The 14,233-nt window shown below is 64.0% G+C and carries 10 protein-coding genes; 6 read left to right on the forward strand and 4 right to left on the reverse strand.

What is annotated here, in order from left to right; all coding sequences use genetic code 11:
* The first annotated feature begins 92 nt into the window (after nucleotides 1-92).
* The 4 genes from G4Y73_RS04740 (at nucleotide 93) to G4Y73_RS04755 (ending at nucleotide 5,194) form a co-directional block, all read left to right on the forward strand.
* On the forward strand, nucleotides 93-1,829 hold the full coding sequence (locus G4Y73_RS04740; RefSeq protein WP_164229977.1) for a Zn-dependent hydrolase: 1,737 nt from the start codon (nucleotides 93-95) through the stop codon (nucleotides 1,827-1,829).
* 132 nt (nucleotides 1,830-1,961) lie between these two features.
* Nucleotides 1,962-3,854, forward strand: coding sequence for a molecular chaperone HtpG (htpG, locus tag G4Y73_RS04745; protein ID WP_164229979.1), 1,893 nt, complete (start codon nucleotides 1,962-1,964; stop codon nucleotides 3,852-3,854).
* On the forward strand, nucleotides 3,838-4,650 hold the full coding sequence (locus tag G4Y73_RS04750; RefSeq protein WP_164229981.1) for an ion transporter: 813 nt from the start codon (nucleotides 3,838-3,840) through the stop codon (nucleotides 4,648-4,650). Before htpG ends, G4Y73_RS04750 begins: the two co-directional genes overlap by 17 nt.
* 166 nt (nucleotides 4,651-4,816) lie before the next feature.
* Nucleotides 4,817-5,194, forward strand: a complete 378-nt coding sequence (locus G4Y73_RS04755) for a S4 domain-containing protein (RefSeq protein ID WP_164229983.1) — start codon at nucleotides 4,817-4,819, stop codon at nucleotides 5,192-5,194.
* Here G4Y73_RS04755 and G4Y73_RS04760 read toward each other — a convergent pair.
* Nucleotides 5,181-7,277, reverse strand: a complete 2,097-nt coding sequence (locus G4Y73_RS04760; protein WP_164229985.1) for a bifunctional diguanylate cyclase/phosphodiesterase — start codon at nucleotides 7,275-7,277, stop codon at nucleotides 5,181-5,183. The two genes, G4Y73_RS04755 and G4Y73_RS04760, sit on opposite strands and share 14 nt — an antisense overlap.
* 196 nt (nucleotides 7,278-7,473) lie before the next feature.
* Between G4Y73_RS04760 and G4Y73_RS04765 the strand changes: the two genes are divergently transcribed.
* Nucleotides 7,474-8,676, forward strand: coding sequence for an MFS transporter (locus tag G4Y73_RS04765; RefSeq protein ID WP_164229987.1), 1,203 nt, complete (start codon nucleotides 7,474-7,476; stop codon nucleotides 8,674-8,676).
* On the opposite strand, the gene G4Y73_RS04770 is transcribed toward G4Y73_RS04765, so the two are convergent.
* The 3 genes from G4Y73_RS04770 to G4Y73_RS04780 form a co-directional block, all read right to left on the reverse strand.
* Nucleotides 8,673-11,303 (reverse strand): HAD-IC family P-type ATPase, encoded by a 2,631-nt coding sequence (locus G4Y73_RS04770; protein ID WP_164229989.1) that lies wholly within the window; start codon nucleotides 11,301-11,303, stop codon nucleotides 8,673-8,675. The two genes, G4Y73_RS04765 and G4Y73_RS04770, sit on opposite strands and share 4 nt — an antisense overlap.
* A gap of 102 nt (nucleotides 11,304-11,405) precedes the next feature.
* The gene (locus tag G4Y73_RS04775; protein WP_164229991.1) at nucleotides 11,406-11,870 is read right to left on the reverse strand and encodes a peptidylprolyl isomerase; all 465 of its coding nucleotides are present in this window, start codon (nucleotides 11,868-11,870) and stop codon (nucleotides 11,406-11,408) included.
* Between the two features lie 84 nt (nucleotides 11,871-11,954).
* Entirely contained in the window at nucleotides 11,955-13,613 is a 1,659-nt protein-coding gene (locus G4Y73_RS04780) for an acyl-CoA dehydrogenase family protein (RefSeq protein ID WP_164229993.1), read from the reverse strand.
* 50 nt (nucleotides 13,614-13,663) lie between these two features.
* On the opposite strand from G4Y73_RS04780, the gene G4Y73_RS04785 reads away from it, so the two are divergent.
* Nucleotides 13,664-14,113, forward strand: coding sequence for an Rrf2 family transcriptional regulator (locus G4Y73_RS04785; RefSeq protein WP_164229995.1), 450 nt, complete (start codon nucleotides 13,664-13,666; stop codon nucleotides 14,111-14,113).
* Nucleotides 14,114-14,233 lie beyond the last annotated feature (120 nt).

Raw genomic sequence — 14,233 nt, forward strand, 5'->3', positions numbered from 1 at the left:
GGCGAAAGGCCCGTCATTATGCGAGGCCCGGCGGCATGATGCAAATGTCGCGTTAGAATATCGGCATTCCCATTTTTGCCGGAGTGAGTGCCATGTTGAGGTACCTGATTGTGTTCCTGCCGATTCTGCTGCTGGCCGCCTGCAGTGGTGACGACGCGGGTGCGCCCGACGACGCAGCCGAAAGCGCCCGTTCCGAGCCGGCCGCTGAGCAGGCTGACGAACAGTCGTCTGCACAGACCGAGCGCGCCGCATCCGACGAAGAAGACGAACCTGAGACTCTGGCCGAGCCGCGACCGGAAATCTATTCGGAGTTCACGCTCGAATCCGACCTGTCGCATCTGAGCGACAGCCAGCGCGAGATGGTGGCGGTGCTGATCGATGCCAGCCTGATCATGGACGAGCTGTTCTGGCACCAGGCCTTTGGCGATCGCGAGGCCCTGTTGGAGGAGATCGATGACGAGGCCACGCGCGAATTTGCCGAGATCAACTACGGGCCCTGGGATCGCCTGGCCGACAACCGTCCGTTCGTGCCCGGCTATGGCGAAAAGCCCGCCGGTGCCAATTTCTACCCGGCCGACATGACCCACCCGGAGTTCGAGTCACTGGGAGACATGCGCAAGGCTGATCTCTACACGCTGATTCGCCGCAACGACGACGGTGAACTCACCGTGGTGCCTTATCACGAGTTCTACGCCGATCAGCTGGCCGAAGCCGCCGAACTGCTGGAACGCGCCGCCGGGCTGGCCGAGAACGAGAGCTTTGCACGCTACCTCAGATCGCGTGCGAGCGCCTTGGGTACCGACCGCTATCAGGCCTCCGACCGGGCATGGCTGGAGGTCAAGGACAACAAGGTCGACCTGATCTTCGGCCCGATCGAGACCTACGAGGATCAGCGCTACGGCTACAAGGCCGCCTTTTCGTCCTACGTGCTGATCAAGGATCTCGAGTGGAGCGAGCGCCTGGCGCGCTTTGCCGAGTTCCTGCCCGATCTGCAGCGCAACCTGCCGGTACCGGATCCCTACAAGGCCGAACAGCCGGGCAGCAATGCCGAGCTCAATGCCTACGACGTGGTCTACTACGCCGGCGATTCCAATGCCGGCTCGAAGACCATCGCCGTCAACCTGCCCAACGACGAGGAAGTGCAGCTGGCCCAGGGCACGCGCCGCTCGCAGTTGAAGAACGCCATGCGGGCCAAGTTCGACCGCATCCTCGAGCCGATTGCCGAGGTGGTCATCGCCGAGGACCAGCGCGAACACGTCAACTTCGACGCCTTCTTCGGCAATACCATGTTCCACGAGGTCGCCCACGGCCTGGGCATCAAGAACCTGGTGGCCGGCCAGGGTACGGTGCGTGCTGCACTCAGGGAGCACGCCAGTCCGCACGAGGAAGGCAAGGCCGATGTGCTCGGGCTCTACATGGTGCGTGAACTGCACGAGGCCGGCGAGATCGAGGGCGACATCATGGACTACTACGTCACCTTCCTGGCCGGCATCTTCCGCTCGGTGCGCTTCGGTGCTTCCAGTGCCCACGGCCGGGCCAACATGCTGCGCTTCAACTACTTCCGCGACTTCGGCGCCTTCGAGCGTGACGAGAACGGACACTATCGCGTCGTGCCCGATCGCTTCAGCGAGGCGGTCGATGCACTCTCGCGCGAAATCCTGATGCTGCAGGGCGACGGCGACTACCTCAAGGCCGGCCGCATGCTCGAGGAGCTGGGCGTGATCGGCGAGCAGTTGCAGTCCGATCTCGACCGCATCGATGAAGCCGGCATCCCGGTGGATGTGAAATTCCGCCAAGGAAAGGACGTATTGGGACTAGGCACCGACTAGGACATGCTGTCATCCCGGAAACGCCGCAGGCGTTATCCGGGATCTCGCACTTTTCCGGTGGCTTCCGACTTGAAAGACGACGCGTTTGCGCCCACTTCGTGAGCAGTCCAGTCAATCGCGAACGAAGCTGCCATGAGTGAAGCCAACGCCCCGGAAACCCGCCGGTTCGACACCGAGGTTCATCAGCTGCTCAAGCTGATGATCAACGCGCTGTACTCCAATCGCGAGATTTTCCTGCGTGAACTGATTTCCAACGCCTCGGATGCCAGTGACAAGCTGCGCTTCGAGGCGCTGACCCACGAAAGCCTCAAGGGCGCCGACCAGGACCTGGCGATCGATGTAAGTTTCGATGCCGAAGCCGGCACGCTGACGGTCGCCGATCGCGGCATCGGCATGAATCGCGAGGAGATCATCGACAACCTCGGCACCATCGCGAAATCGGGCACGAAGCAGTTCCTGGATTCGCTTTCGGGCGACAAGCAGAAGGACGCCGCGCTGATCGGCCAGTTCGGTGTCGGATTCTACTCGGCCTTCATCGTCGCCAGCGAAGTCACCGTCGAGACCCGTCGCGCCGATGAGCCGGCCGAGAACGGCGTGCGCTGGACCTCCACCGGCGAAGGCGAGTACCAGCTCGAAACGATCGAACGCGCTGATCCGGGCACGACCATTGTGCTGACGATGCGCGAGGATCACACCGACCTGCTCTCGAAATGGCAGCTCAAGCGCATCATTCACCACTATTCCAACCACATCGCCTTCCCGATTCGCCTGGCCGAGGCCGGCAAGGATGACGAGCCGGAAACGGTCAACGATTCAAAGGCGCTGTGGGCACGGGCAAAGTCCGAGATTTCCGACGAGGACTACCAGGAGTTCTACACCAGCCTGACCGGTGATTCGGAAAAGCCGCTGAGCTGGGCGCATCACCACGTCGAGGGCAACCAGCGTTACAGCATGCTGCTCTACCTGCCGTCGCAGGCACCGTTCGACATGCTGATCAACCGCGACGAGCGCGAGGGCGTCAAGCTCTACATCCAGCGGGTGTTCATCATGGATGCCGCCGAGCAGGTGGTGCCGCGCTACCTGCGCTTCATGCGCGGCGTGATCGATTCGGCCGACCTGCCGCTCAATATCTCGCGCGAGATTCTGCAGGACAATCCGTTGGTCAGGAAAATCCGCGCGGCGGTGATCAAGCGTTCGCTCGACCTGATCGACAAGCTCGCCGGCGAGGGTGGCGAGGCCTGGGACAAGTTCCAGAAGGCTTTCGGCAGCGTGCTCAAGGAAGGCGTGATCGAGGACTTCGAGCAGCGCGAGCGGGTTGCTTCGCTGCTGCGCTTCGCCTCGAGCAAGTCCGAAGATGAATCGGTCGGCCTCGACGCGTATATCGAACGAATGCAGGAGGGCCAGGACACCATCTGGTTCCTGACCGCCGACAGCCTGAAGGTGGCGCAGAATTCGCCGCACCTGGAAGCCTTCCGCAAGCGCGGCATCGAGGTGCTGCTGCTGACCGACCGTATCGATGAGTGGCTGGTTGCCCACCTGCACGAGTACAAGGGCAAGCAGCTCAAGTCGGTGGCCAGCGGCAAGCTGGATCTCGGCGGCGACCAGGCCGAGCCGGACGAGGCGGCGAAGAAGCTGGCCGGGCGCATCAAGAAGGTGTTGGGTGAGCAGGTCGGCAATGTCGTTGCCGGCTCGCGCCTGACCGATTCGCCGGGCTGCATCGTGAGCGACGAAGACGCCATGAGCCTGCAGATGCAGAAGATGCTCCGACAGGCCGGCCAGGAAGTGCCCGAAACCAAGCCCGACCTGGAGATCAACGCCGGTCATCCGCTGCTCGAATTGATGGCCGACACCAGCGACGACAAGCGCTTCGGAGAATTCTCGCAGCTGCTGTTCGACCAGGCCCTGCTGGCCGAGGGCGGCGAGCTGGCCGATCCGGCCGCCTACGTGAAGCGCGTCAACGACCTGCTGGTCGGCGCGCTGGGCAAGGACAAGGACTCGGACGACGATCATGCCGCCTCGGCCTGACGGCGAGGCGCTGGCCCCCGCCGGTGGCTGGCGCGAGCGGCTGGGTCGGTGGGTCGAGGGCCGTGGTGTCAGCCGCTTCATCATCGCGCTGATCATCGTCAACGCGATCATCCTCGGCCTGGAGACCTCGCCGTCGGTCATGAACCGCGTCGGGGATGTGTTGCTTGCGGCCAACGCAGCCATACTCGGCGTGTTCATCGTCGAGATCTCGCTCAAACTGATCGCCTTCGGTCCGCGCTTCTTCCGTTCCGGCTGGAACGTGTTCGATTTCCTGGTGGTGGGCATTGCCCTGGTGCCGACATCCGGGCCCCTGGAGATCCTGCGAGCATTGCGTGTGCTGCGCGTCTTGAGGCTGCTGTCGCAGGTGCCCAAACTTCGCATCATCATCGAGTCACTGCTGCGCGCATTGCCGGGCATGGGCTGGACGGCTTTGCTGCTGATACTGGTGTTCTACGTGTTTGCCGTGATGGGCACGATGCTGTTCGGCGAGCAGTTCCCGGACTACTGGGGCAGCCTGGGCGCGAGCCTGTTCTCGCTGTTCCAGATCATGACACTGGAGTCCTGGTCATCGGGCATCGCGCGGCCGATGATGGAAGTCTCGCCGTGGGTCTGGGCCTACTTCGTGCCTTTCATCCTGGTCTCGAGCTTCATGGTGCTCAACCTGTTCATCGCCATCATCGTCACGGCCACCCAGTCGATCCACCAGGATGAGGAAGACCTGGAACGCCGCCAGCTGCTCGCCGAACTGCGCTCGATCAACGATCGCTTGAAGCGTCTTGAAGGTGGGAGTGATTGAAACCGCAGATTGCGCAGATTTACGCAGATTGACTTAAGCAAGAAACGGTAATCTGGACAGATTCGCGTTCTTTGTTAAACGATCCTGACGATCTCGTTCCATCAGTCATCTTAGTTTTATTCGTAATCTGCGTTAATCTGCGAAATCTGCGGTTCCATCAATCTTTATGTCCCAATCAGTACGACTCGACAAATGGCTCTGGGCTGCGCGCTTCTTCAAGACGCGCGCGATGGCCCAGCAGGCGATCAAGGGCGGCAAGGTTGAAATCAACGATGCCTCGCCGAAAGTCTCGCGCCTGGTGCGCTGCGGGGATCGGTTGCGCGTGACTAAGGGCGAGATTCGCTTCGAGGTGGTGGTCGAGCAGATCGGTGAGCGGCGCGTTTCTGCACCCCTGGCCCAGGCCATGTATCGCGAGACGCAAGCCAGTCTCAAGGCCCGCGAGCAGCGCGCCGAGGAGCGCAAGCTGGCGGGTTCGGCGCAGGGGCCGTCGCGCCGCCCGGACAAGCGGGAGCGGCGGCAGTTGCGTCGCTTTAACCGGGGTTAGGTAGTTCGAAGCGGCCGCGCTCGAGCAGGGGGGTGATGTCGGCGGCGCTGGCCGGACGGGCGAACAGATAGCCCTGGACGAAATCGCAGCCGAGCCTGCGCGCAGCCCGGAACTGGGCTTCGGTCTCGATGCCTTCGGCCACGGTTTGCAGGTCCATGGCGCCAGCCAGCAACACGATGGTCTCGACGATTTTGGCATCGGCCGGGTCGCTGACCATGTCGCGGACGAAACTCTGATCGACCTTGAGGACATCGACCGGCAGGCGTTTGAGCTGGCTCAGCGAGGAATAGCCGGTACCGAAATCGTCGATGAAAATGCGGATGCCCTGTTGCTTCAGTCGGGAGAGCGTGGCCACCGTGTCGAAAGCGTGGCTCATGGCTGTGGTTTCGGTGACTTCGAGTTCCAGCGCCGAGCCGTCCAGGCCGTAACGCTCCAGCGTGGCCAGGACACGGTCGGCCAGGTCCGGTGCCTGCAGTTCGCGCGCTGACAGATTGACTGCGATCGGGATCGCCAGACCCTGGCGGCGCCATTCGCGTGCCTGCTCGCAAACCGTTTCCAGCAGCAGTTCACTCAGGGGCTGAATCAGCCCGGTCGTTTCGGCCATGTTGATGAACAATTGTGTCGGCACGAACTCGCCGTTGAGTCGCGGCCAGCGGGCGAGCGCTTCAACACAGCAGGGCAGGCCCGTGTGCGCGTCGATTATGGGCTGGTAGTGCAAGCTCAGCTTGCGTTCGGCAATCACTTCGCGCAGCTCGCGTTCGAGATTGACTCGTTCGAGCACGTTGAAGGCCTGCTCCGGCGCGAACAGACACCAGCCTTCCTGTGATTCCTTGGCGCGATACATGGCAATGTCCGCGTGCTTGAGCAGCTCGGCCAGGTCCCGACCGTGCTCCGGGTAGCTGACCAGGCCGATGCTGGCGCCGATGCGGGTGCTGATGCCGTTGATCGTGAACGGCTCTTCCATCATTTCGACGATTCGAGCGGCCAGCGCCTGCATGCTGACGATGTCGGTGTCGGGCAGGACAAAGGCAAATTCGTCGCCGCCCAGACGGGCCACGCTATGTTCATCGTCCAGGCAGGTCCTGAGCCGCGCGGAAACCTCGGCGAGCATACGGTCGCCGGTTTCGTGGCCTTGGGTATCGTTGATGTCCTTGAAACGGTCGAGGTCCATGTACATGACTCCGACCGGGCGGTTTGTGCGGGCACTCGCAGCGATGGCTCTTGCGGCATTCTCCTGCAACAGGCGGCGGTTGGGCAGCCCGGTCAACATGTCGTAGCGGGCCAACGCCTCGATCCGCTTCTCGTCAGCCTTGCGTTCAGTAATGTCGTTCCAGATCACGTGCAGGATCTGCCGACCGGCCAATTCCACCAGGGTGAGGGTGACTTCGACCGGGAAATCCTCGCCATTTCCGCGCCGGTGCACCCATTCAAAGCGGTGAAAGTGCTTTTGGTAGGCCAGCTCGATCACCTCGCGGGCCTTTTCGGTCGAGAGCCGACCGTCCGGCTGGTGCTCAGGTGAGAGGCTCCAGGGCGGGGTATGCAGGATGTCTGCCTTCGAAGAGCAGCCGAGCATGCGCACGGCCGCTTCATTGCAATCGATGAAGTGGTCGTCGGCGAGCAGCAGGATGGCGTCTTCGGATGCGTGGAAGACCTGGTTGAACAGCCGTTCCTTTTCCTGCAACTGGCGTTCGGCCGCCAGGCTGTCGGTGATCGCCGTGGCCAGCATGACGATGCACGCCCGGCCGTCGATTTCAATCGCCGCCAGGCGGACCTCGACCGGAAAGCTTTCACCCTGGGCATCACAGTGCTGCGTGAGCAGAATCTCGGGTCGATCACCGACCCGGTCGGCGAGCCGTTCAAGCAGGGCATCGAGCGCGGCATCGGACAGTTCACAGTCGAGCTTGCGCAGGGTCAGCCCTGCGAGTTGCTCTTTTGAGTAACCGAGTCTTTCCTCGACGCGCTGGTTGGCCTGCAGCAGTCGTCCGCGCAGGTCGAAGAGCATGAAGCCCATCGGTGCCCGGGCGATCGCCTGGCCCAGCAGGTCCTGGTCGATGGGGTTCGAAAAATCGGGGAGCGTCAGCATGCCCGCTCCGGGCGGACACAGGGGTAGGGTGCCGATGGTCTCGGCAAACTTGCATGGTCCGGGAGCCGCATGGCTGCCGATACTAGTCTGCCGTGGACTTTAAAGCAATCAGCCTCTGCGATGGCCTAAACTGCACCGCCATGACGCAGCTGTTCCAACATATCCTGCCGCCGGCGATGCAACGGGGTTTGCCGGTGTGAGTGAAACGACCCCCCGGGGGATCCCCCCGGCCGGACGCTTTGCCTTCCTGGCTGCGCTGTGTTCTTCCTTCGGGCAGACCTTTTACATCGGTTTGTTCGGCGCGGACTTTCGCGCCGACTTCAATCTGGGTGAATCGGGCCTGGGTACGCTCTACGGCACGGCCACCCTGATCAGCGGCCTGAGCATGTTCTGGCTGGGCGCGATAGCCGACTACCTGACCCTGCGCCGCGCCATTGTGGTGACGATGATTTTGCTGGCCATTGGCGCCACCTTCGTCGGATTTGCACCCGGTATCGCTGGATTGTTCATCGGGCTGGTCCTTCTGCGCCTGGCCGGTCAGGGCCTGGCTGGCCATCTGGCCGTGGTGGCCGCCGCCCGCTACGCGGTCAAGCGCCGCGGCCGTGCGGTCGCCATGGCGAGTTACGGATTCATCGCCGGCGAGGCCTCGCTGCCGCCGCTCGTGGCCGGGCTGATGGGCTGGTTGGCCTGGAGACAGGTTTGGTGGCTGGCCGCCGCGACACTGGTTTTCGTAGCCGTGCCGCTGCTTGTCACGCTGGCACGGCCCTTGAGCGGACGCGAGCCGGCAAGTGAAACGACAACCGCGTCGAATCCAACGGGTCCGCTGACCCGCCGGAAACTGTTCGTCCACGGCCGGTTTCTGCGGGTTCTTGCCGTCGTGCTGGTCTCGCCGCTGGTCGTGACCGCCTTGTTCCTTCACCAGAGCTCGCTCGCCGAACGCCTGGCGTGGTCGCTCCCGGCGGTGGCGTCCGGGTTTGTCCTGTTTGCCGCCATGCAGGGAGTTGCGGCATTTGCCGGAGGCCGACTCATTGATCGGTTCAGCGCCTGCACGCTGCTTCGGTTCTACCTGCTTCCGCTCGGCCTGGGCGTGGCGGCGCTCGGCATTCTGCCGTCTGCACCGGCCATGTGGGTGATGTTTGCCGGGCTTGGTCTGACGGCCGGGATCAATGGGGTGGTCAGCGGTGCTGTCTGGGTCGAACTGTTCGGCACCGAGCGGCTGGGCATGATCCGTGGTGTCTACGCCTCGCTCATGGTGCTTTCCACGGCGGCCGGCCCCGTCCTGCTCGGCGGCCTGCTCGAGCGCGACGTCGCGCTGGAAACCATTGGCGGCGTCTGCCTGGTCTACGTGTTGTTCGCGCCGCTGGTGATCGCCGGACGATTGCGGCCGCAGTCGGCCTAGGCGGAAACTTCCGGCCGGTCGTCGCCGCCATCCGCTGTGAACCGGCGCCAAAGCCATTTTTCCAGTTCCACGGCCAACAGCAAGGGGACGACCAATGCGCCGATCAGCAGCCAGTGCCCGGCCTCCAGCGCGGTCGTGCCGAAGATCAGTTGCGCGGCTGGCAGGTAGGTGAAGCCGAGTTGCATGACGACCAGGATCGCCACCATCAACCAGGCCCAGCGGTTGGCGCCGAGCGACTCGCGGGTGAGGCTGGGCGCAAAAAGCCGCCGGCAGTTGAACAGGTATACGATTTCGCCGGCAACCAGCAGGTTGACCGCCAGCGTGCGCGCCAGGGCCTCGTCGCCGCTTCCGGTTACGCTCCACTGGAACAGGGCGAAAGTCGCGCCGGTCAGGACCAGGCCGACCCAGAGGATACGAGCTGCGACGAATCCGGTGATCAAGCCCTCCGACCTCGGACGCGGCGGGCGACGCATCACGTCGCCCTCGGTGGGTTCGAAGGCCAATGCCAGGGCGAGGGTGACAGCCGTGGCCATGTTGATCCACAGAATCTGGACCGGCGTGATCGGCAAGGTCACTCCGGCCAGTACGGCCAGCGCTACGACCAGGGCCTCGGCGGCGTTGGTCGGCAGAATGAACAGCACGGCCTTGCGGATGTTGTCGTAGACTCCGCGGCCTTCCTCGATGCCGGCGGCGATGGTGCTGAAGTTGTCGTCGGCAAGCACCATCTCGGCCGCCTGTCGTGACGCTTCGGTGCCCTTGATGCCCATCGCCACGCCGATGTCGGCGCGCTTGAGTGCCGGTGCATCGTTGGCACCGTCGCCGGTCATGGCCACCACTTCGCCACGGGCCTGCAGGGCGGTGACCAGCCTGAGCTTGTGTTCCGGGCTGGTGCGCGCGTAGACGTCGACCGACGCCGATCGCTCAGCCAGCTCGGCATCGTCGAGCCGATCCAGTTCCGGTCCGGTGAGAACGGTGTTCCCGCTGGTGAGTCCGAGCTCGCGCGCGATCGATCCGGCCGTGACGGCATGGTCGCCGGTGATCATCTTGACTCGGATGCCGGCCTCGCGACAGGCGCGGATCGATTGCGGCACTTCCGCGCGCGGCGGGTCGGCGAACCCGACCAGGCCGAGCAGGCAGAAGTCCTTGCCCAGGGTGTGTTCATCGTCGATCGAGTCGATGGGTGTCCCGGCATGGCGTTCGGCCAGGGCGAGAATGCGCAGTCCGTCGCCAGCCAGGTCGTCGAGCCGCGTGCGCCAGGTATCGGCAAGCAGTTGTTCCATGCCGTCGGCTCCCAGCACATGCGAACAGCGCTCGAGCACGGTCTCGGGGGCACCCTTGATGATCAGCCGCTCGCCGTGTGCGGTGGCCATCAGCTTGCGGTGAGAGGAGAAGGGCAGTAGCGCCGTTCGCGGTGAGGCATGCCTCACTTCGTCGATCTTGATAGCCGCCGGGGCCGCCAGGTCGAGGAGCGCGAGTTCGATGGGATCGTTGCTGTCACCGCCGAACTCGGCATCGTTGCACAGCACGGCCGCCTCGGCCAGCGCCCGAACGGCGTCGCAATCGGCCGGCAGGGATTCGGGCGAAAAATCGCCCATGCCCGTCAGGACGCGGCGCACGTGAAGTTCGTTGCGGGTCAGGGTGCCGGTCTTGTCCGAGCAGATGGTGGTGACCGAACCCAGGGTCTCGACCGCCGGCAGCCGGCGGATGATGGCCTGACGTGCAGCCATGCGCTGTACGCCGACCGCCAGGGTGATGGTGATGATCGCAGGCAGGCCCTCGGGGATGGCGGCGACGATCAGCGCCACGCCGGCCAGAAACCCCTCGTCGAGGGGCAGTCCGTGCAAGACACGGCCAAGGGTGATGACCAGGACGGTAAAGCCAACCAGCACGGCCGAGAGGATTTGACCGAAACGGTTGACCTGGCGCAGCAATGGCGTCGTCACGTTCTCGACGGTCTCGAGCATGCTGCTGATTCGGCCCAGCTCCGTGTCGCTGCCGCTGGCGAAGACCACGCCGGTTCCCTGTCCGCCGCCGACCAGCGTGCCGGAATAGGCGAGGCAGCGCCGGTCGGCCAGCGGCGCCTGTGCTTCGACGGTTTCGACGGTCTTGCCAACCGGCACTGACTCACCGGTCAGGGCGGCCTGGTCGATCCGCAGGCCGTGCGATTCGAGCAGGCGCAGGTCAGCCGGCACCAGGTCGCCTGCGCCCAGGCGCACGATGTCTCCGCGGACCAGTTCCGCCGCCGGAATGGTCTGCCAGCGCCCGTCGCGCCGGACCTTGGCTTTCAACGCCAGCATCCGGCCGATCGCCTCCATGGCGCGTTCGGCCTTGCCTTCCTGGGCCAGCCCGATGATCGCGTTGATGATGACCACTGCCGTGATCACGCCGGCATCGACCCAGTGAGCCAGTGTCGCGGCCAACAGGGCTGCCGCAATCAGTACATAGATCAGGACGTTGTGGAACTGCGCCAACAGGCGGCGCCACCAGGGCCGGCGCGGGCTCTCAGGCAGGGCGTTGGGGCCGTCTTTCGCGAGGCGGCGAGCGGCTTCTTCGGCCGTCAGGCCGGGGCTTGAGGACTGCAAGCCTTCGAGCGACTCGGCCGGCGTCAGGGTGTGCCAGGGTTTCATCGCTGGATCATAACCAAACCGGCAGCTTGAATCCCTGGCCCGCAACGAAAAAGGGCTTCCCGCGGGAAGCCCTTCATTCGTTCAATTTCGGATCTCGCCCATTCAGGCCGCGACGGTGCCCTGGGAGATCTCTTCCTCGGTGGCTTCGCGCACGCCCTTGATGGCGACCTTGAAGTTGAGCACCTTGCCGGCGAGCATGTGGTTGCCGTCAACCGTGACGGTTTCATCGCCGACTTCCTTGACGGTGACGGTCATCGGGCCGGCATTGGATTCGGCGCGGAAGCTCATGCCCGGTTCAACCTTGTCGACGCCGTCGAAGGCTTCCTTCGGTACGTCCTGGATGAGGTCTTCGCGATACGGGCCGTAGCCTTCCTCGGGCGGAATGGCCACTTCCAGCTCTTCGCCTTCGGCCTTGCCTTCGATCGCCTTCTCGAGGCCCGGAATGATGTTCTGGTGGCCGTGCAAGTACTCGAGCGGCTCGCGGCCTTCGGAGGTGTCGATGACCTGGCCGTCGTCTCCGGTCAGGGTGTAGTCGATGGCGACGACGGTATTGTTCGCAATTTCCATGTTGATCCTGCTGTCGATGTTTGGTGAACAGACTAACATGGAGGGTTGCGCGGAGGCTTTCAACCGCCCCCGCGAAAGGCCTTTTCAGGCCGGGAATGTGCGCTCGATGGCGGCGCGCGTGTCGATGCCTGCCGGCAGGGTGCCGAACAGCCCGGCACCGGCCGCTTCAAGGCGGCTTCGGCAAAAGGCTTCGGCCAGCGGGCTGTCGGCCTCAAGCAGAATGGCGGCCTGCAAGCACAACACCATGGCCTCGCTGATCCGCCGGGCATGGGCCTGGGCGCTGTCAGGGTTGCCGAGGTCGGCGGTGATGGCATCGAGGCGCTTTCCGATGCCGGGGTGAGCGTCGTGATGAGGTTCGATCGCGGCAATGAAGGCCTCCAGACAGCGCGGCTCTCGCGCGACCGCGCGCAGCACGTCCAGGCACTGGATATTGCCCGAGCCTTCCCAGATGGCATTGACGGGGGCTTCGCGGTAGAGCCGCGGCAGGATCGATTCCTCGACATAACCCGCGCCGCCGAGGCATTCCTGGGCCTCGTTGATGGCGCCGACGGCACGCTTGCACACCCAGTACTTGGCCACCGGCGTGGCGATTCTTGCCAGCAGCTCAGCCTGCTCGTCGCCACCTCCGGCGCGTTCGAACAGGCCGGCGAGCCGCAGCGCCAGTGCGGTGGCCGCTTCCGATTCGATCGCCAGGTCGGCCAGCACACCGGCCATGGCGGGCTGCTCGATCAGGTGGTTGCCGAAGGCCTTGCGGCCGCGGCAGTGGTGAATGGCCTCGACCACGGCCTTGTGGGTGAGCGAGGCCGACCCGATGACGCAATCCAGGCGGGTTTCGGCGACCATGCGGATGATGGTGGCCACGCCGCGGCCGGGCTCGCCCACCAACTGCGCCCAGGTGCCGGGGTACTCGATTTCGGCCGAGGCGTTCGAGCGATTGCCCAGTTTGTCCTTCAGCCGCATGATGTGGAAGGGATTGATCGAGCCGTCGGGCCGGAAGCGCGGTACCAGGAAGCAGCTCAATCCCTCATCGGTCTGTGCCAGGGTCAGGAAGGCGTCGCACATGGGTGCCGAGCAGAACCACTTGTGGCCGACCAGTTCGTACTCTCCGCCGGGCCCACCCGATGCCAGCGGTGTGGCCCGGGTGGTGTTGGCGCGCACATCCGAGCCGCCCTGCTTTTCGGTCATGGCCATGCCGAGCGTTGCGCCGTGCTTTTGGTCCGGCGGCAGAAAGCGCGCGTCGTAAGCCGATGCCATCACGCGCGGTTCCCACACCTCGGCTACCTCCGGCTGCAGGCGCAGCGCCGGAATCACCGCATGGGTCATGGTGATCGGGCACATCGTGCCGGCTTCGAACTGGTTGTGCAGGAACATCATCGCCGAGCGGGCGATGCGTGCGCCGGGCTTGCCGGTCCAGGTCAGGCTGCCGAGGCCGTGGCCGAGGCTGATTTTCATGATGCGGTGGTAGGCGGGGTGGTAGTCGACCTGGTCAATGCGGTGGCCGAAGCGATCGTGGCTGCGCAGCCTCGGCGTGAACTCGTTGGCGTCGAATCCCAGCGGACCGATCTCGCTCGCTGCAACTTGCGCGAACTCGCGGACCTGATCGACGAAAGCTTCGCCGCCTTCCCGTTCCAGCGACTGCTGCAGTGCGGGATGGGTATCGAAAGGGTTGTAGTCGACGAGCGCTTCGGGCTGGTTGAAGACCGTGTGCGTCGGTGCGGGCGGGTTCACGGGTGGATTATTCATTCTCTCTACTATATAAAAATTGCCGACCATCGGGTTAAAATCCACTCACCATGCGCCTGACCCAGTACACCGACTTTTCGTTGCGCGTCCTGATCTACCTCGGGCTGCACGACGATCGCCGTTGCACGATTCGTGAAATTTCCGAAGCCTACGGGATTTCCCGCAATCACCTGATGAAGGTCGTCCAGCAGCTTGCCGCCGAGGGGTTCGTTGAATCGGTGCGCGGAGTGGGCGGGGGCTTGAGCCTGGCCCACGCGCCCGAGGAATTGAGCGTCGGGCGGATCGTGCGCGCGATGGAGCCGGACATGGGCCTGGTCGAGTGCATGCGGCCCAACAACGAATGCGTGATTACCCGGGCCTGTGCGTTGGCCGGTATGCTCGACGAGGCCCGTACGGCCTTCCTGGCCGTACTCGACGGCTACACGCTGGGCGACATCCTGTTGCCGGCGCGCCGAAAGAACCTGTCGAAGCTGCTGGATCTGCGCATCGTTCCAGCCTGAGAAGGTCATTTCCGGGGCTTGCGCCCACCTTCCAAAGCCAGTTCTTGGAAGTTTTTGCAACTCTCCGATTTGGCTTGAAAAAATTTATTTTCCGTTGCATGATTGGCACAAGCCTGCAAC

It is taken from the genome of Wenzhouxiangella sp. XN201 (assembly GCF_011008905.1).
In the GTDB taxonomy this organism is placed as follows: Bacteria; Pseudomonadota; Gammaproteobacteria; order Xanthomonadales; family Wenzhouxiangellaceae; genus Wenzhouxiangella.

What these genes read in the sequence shown, in the direction of transcription:
- G4Y73_RS04740 (WP_164229977.1), top strand. Translation starts at nt 93, where the DNA reads ATGTTGAGGTACCTGATTGTGTTCCTGCCGATTCTGCTGCTGGCCGCC.
- htpG (WP_164229979.1), top strand. Translation starts at nt 1,962, where the DNA reads ATGAGTGAAGCCAACGCCCCGGAAACCCGCCGGTTCGACACCGAGGTT.
- G4Y73_RS04750 (WP_164229981.1), top strand. Translation starts at nt 3,838, where the DNA reads ATGCCGCCTCGGCCTGACGGCGAGGCGCTGGCCCCCGCCGGTGGCTGG.
- G4Y73_RS04755 (WP_164229983.1), top strand. Translation starts at nt 4,817, where the DNA reads ATGTCCCAATCAGTACGACTCGACAAATGGCTCTGGGCTGCGCGCTTC.
- G4Y73_RS04760 (WP_164229985.1), bottom strand. Translation starts at nt 7,277, where the DNA reads ATGCTGACGCTCCCCGATTTTTCGAACCCCATCGACCAGGACCTGCTG.
- G4Y73_RS04770 (WP_164229989.1), bottom strand. Translation starts at nt 11,303, where the DNA reads ATGAAACCCTGGCACACCCTGACGCCGGCCGAGTCGCTCGAAGGCTTG.
- G4Y73_RS04775 (WP_164229991.1), bottom strand. Translation starts at nt 11,870, where the DNA reads ATGGAAATTGCGAACAATACCGTCGTCGCCATCGACTACACCCTGACC.
- G4Y73_RS04780 (WP_164229993.1), bottom strand. Translation starts at nt 13,613, where the DNA reads ATGAATAATCCACCCGTGAACCCGCCCGCACCGACGCACACGGTCTTC.
- G4Y73_RS04785 (WP_164229995.1), top strand. Translation starts at nt 13,664, where the DNA reads ATGCGCCTGACCCAGTACACCGACTTTTCGTTGCGCGTCCTGATCTAC.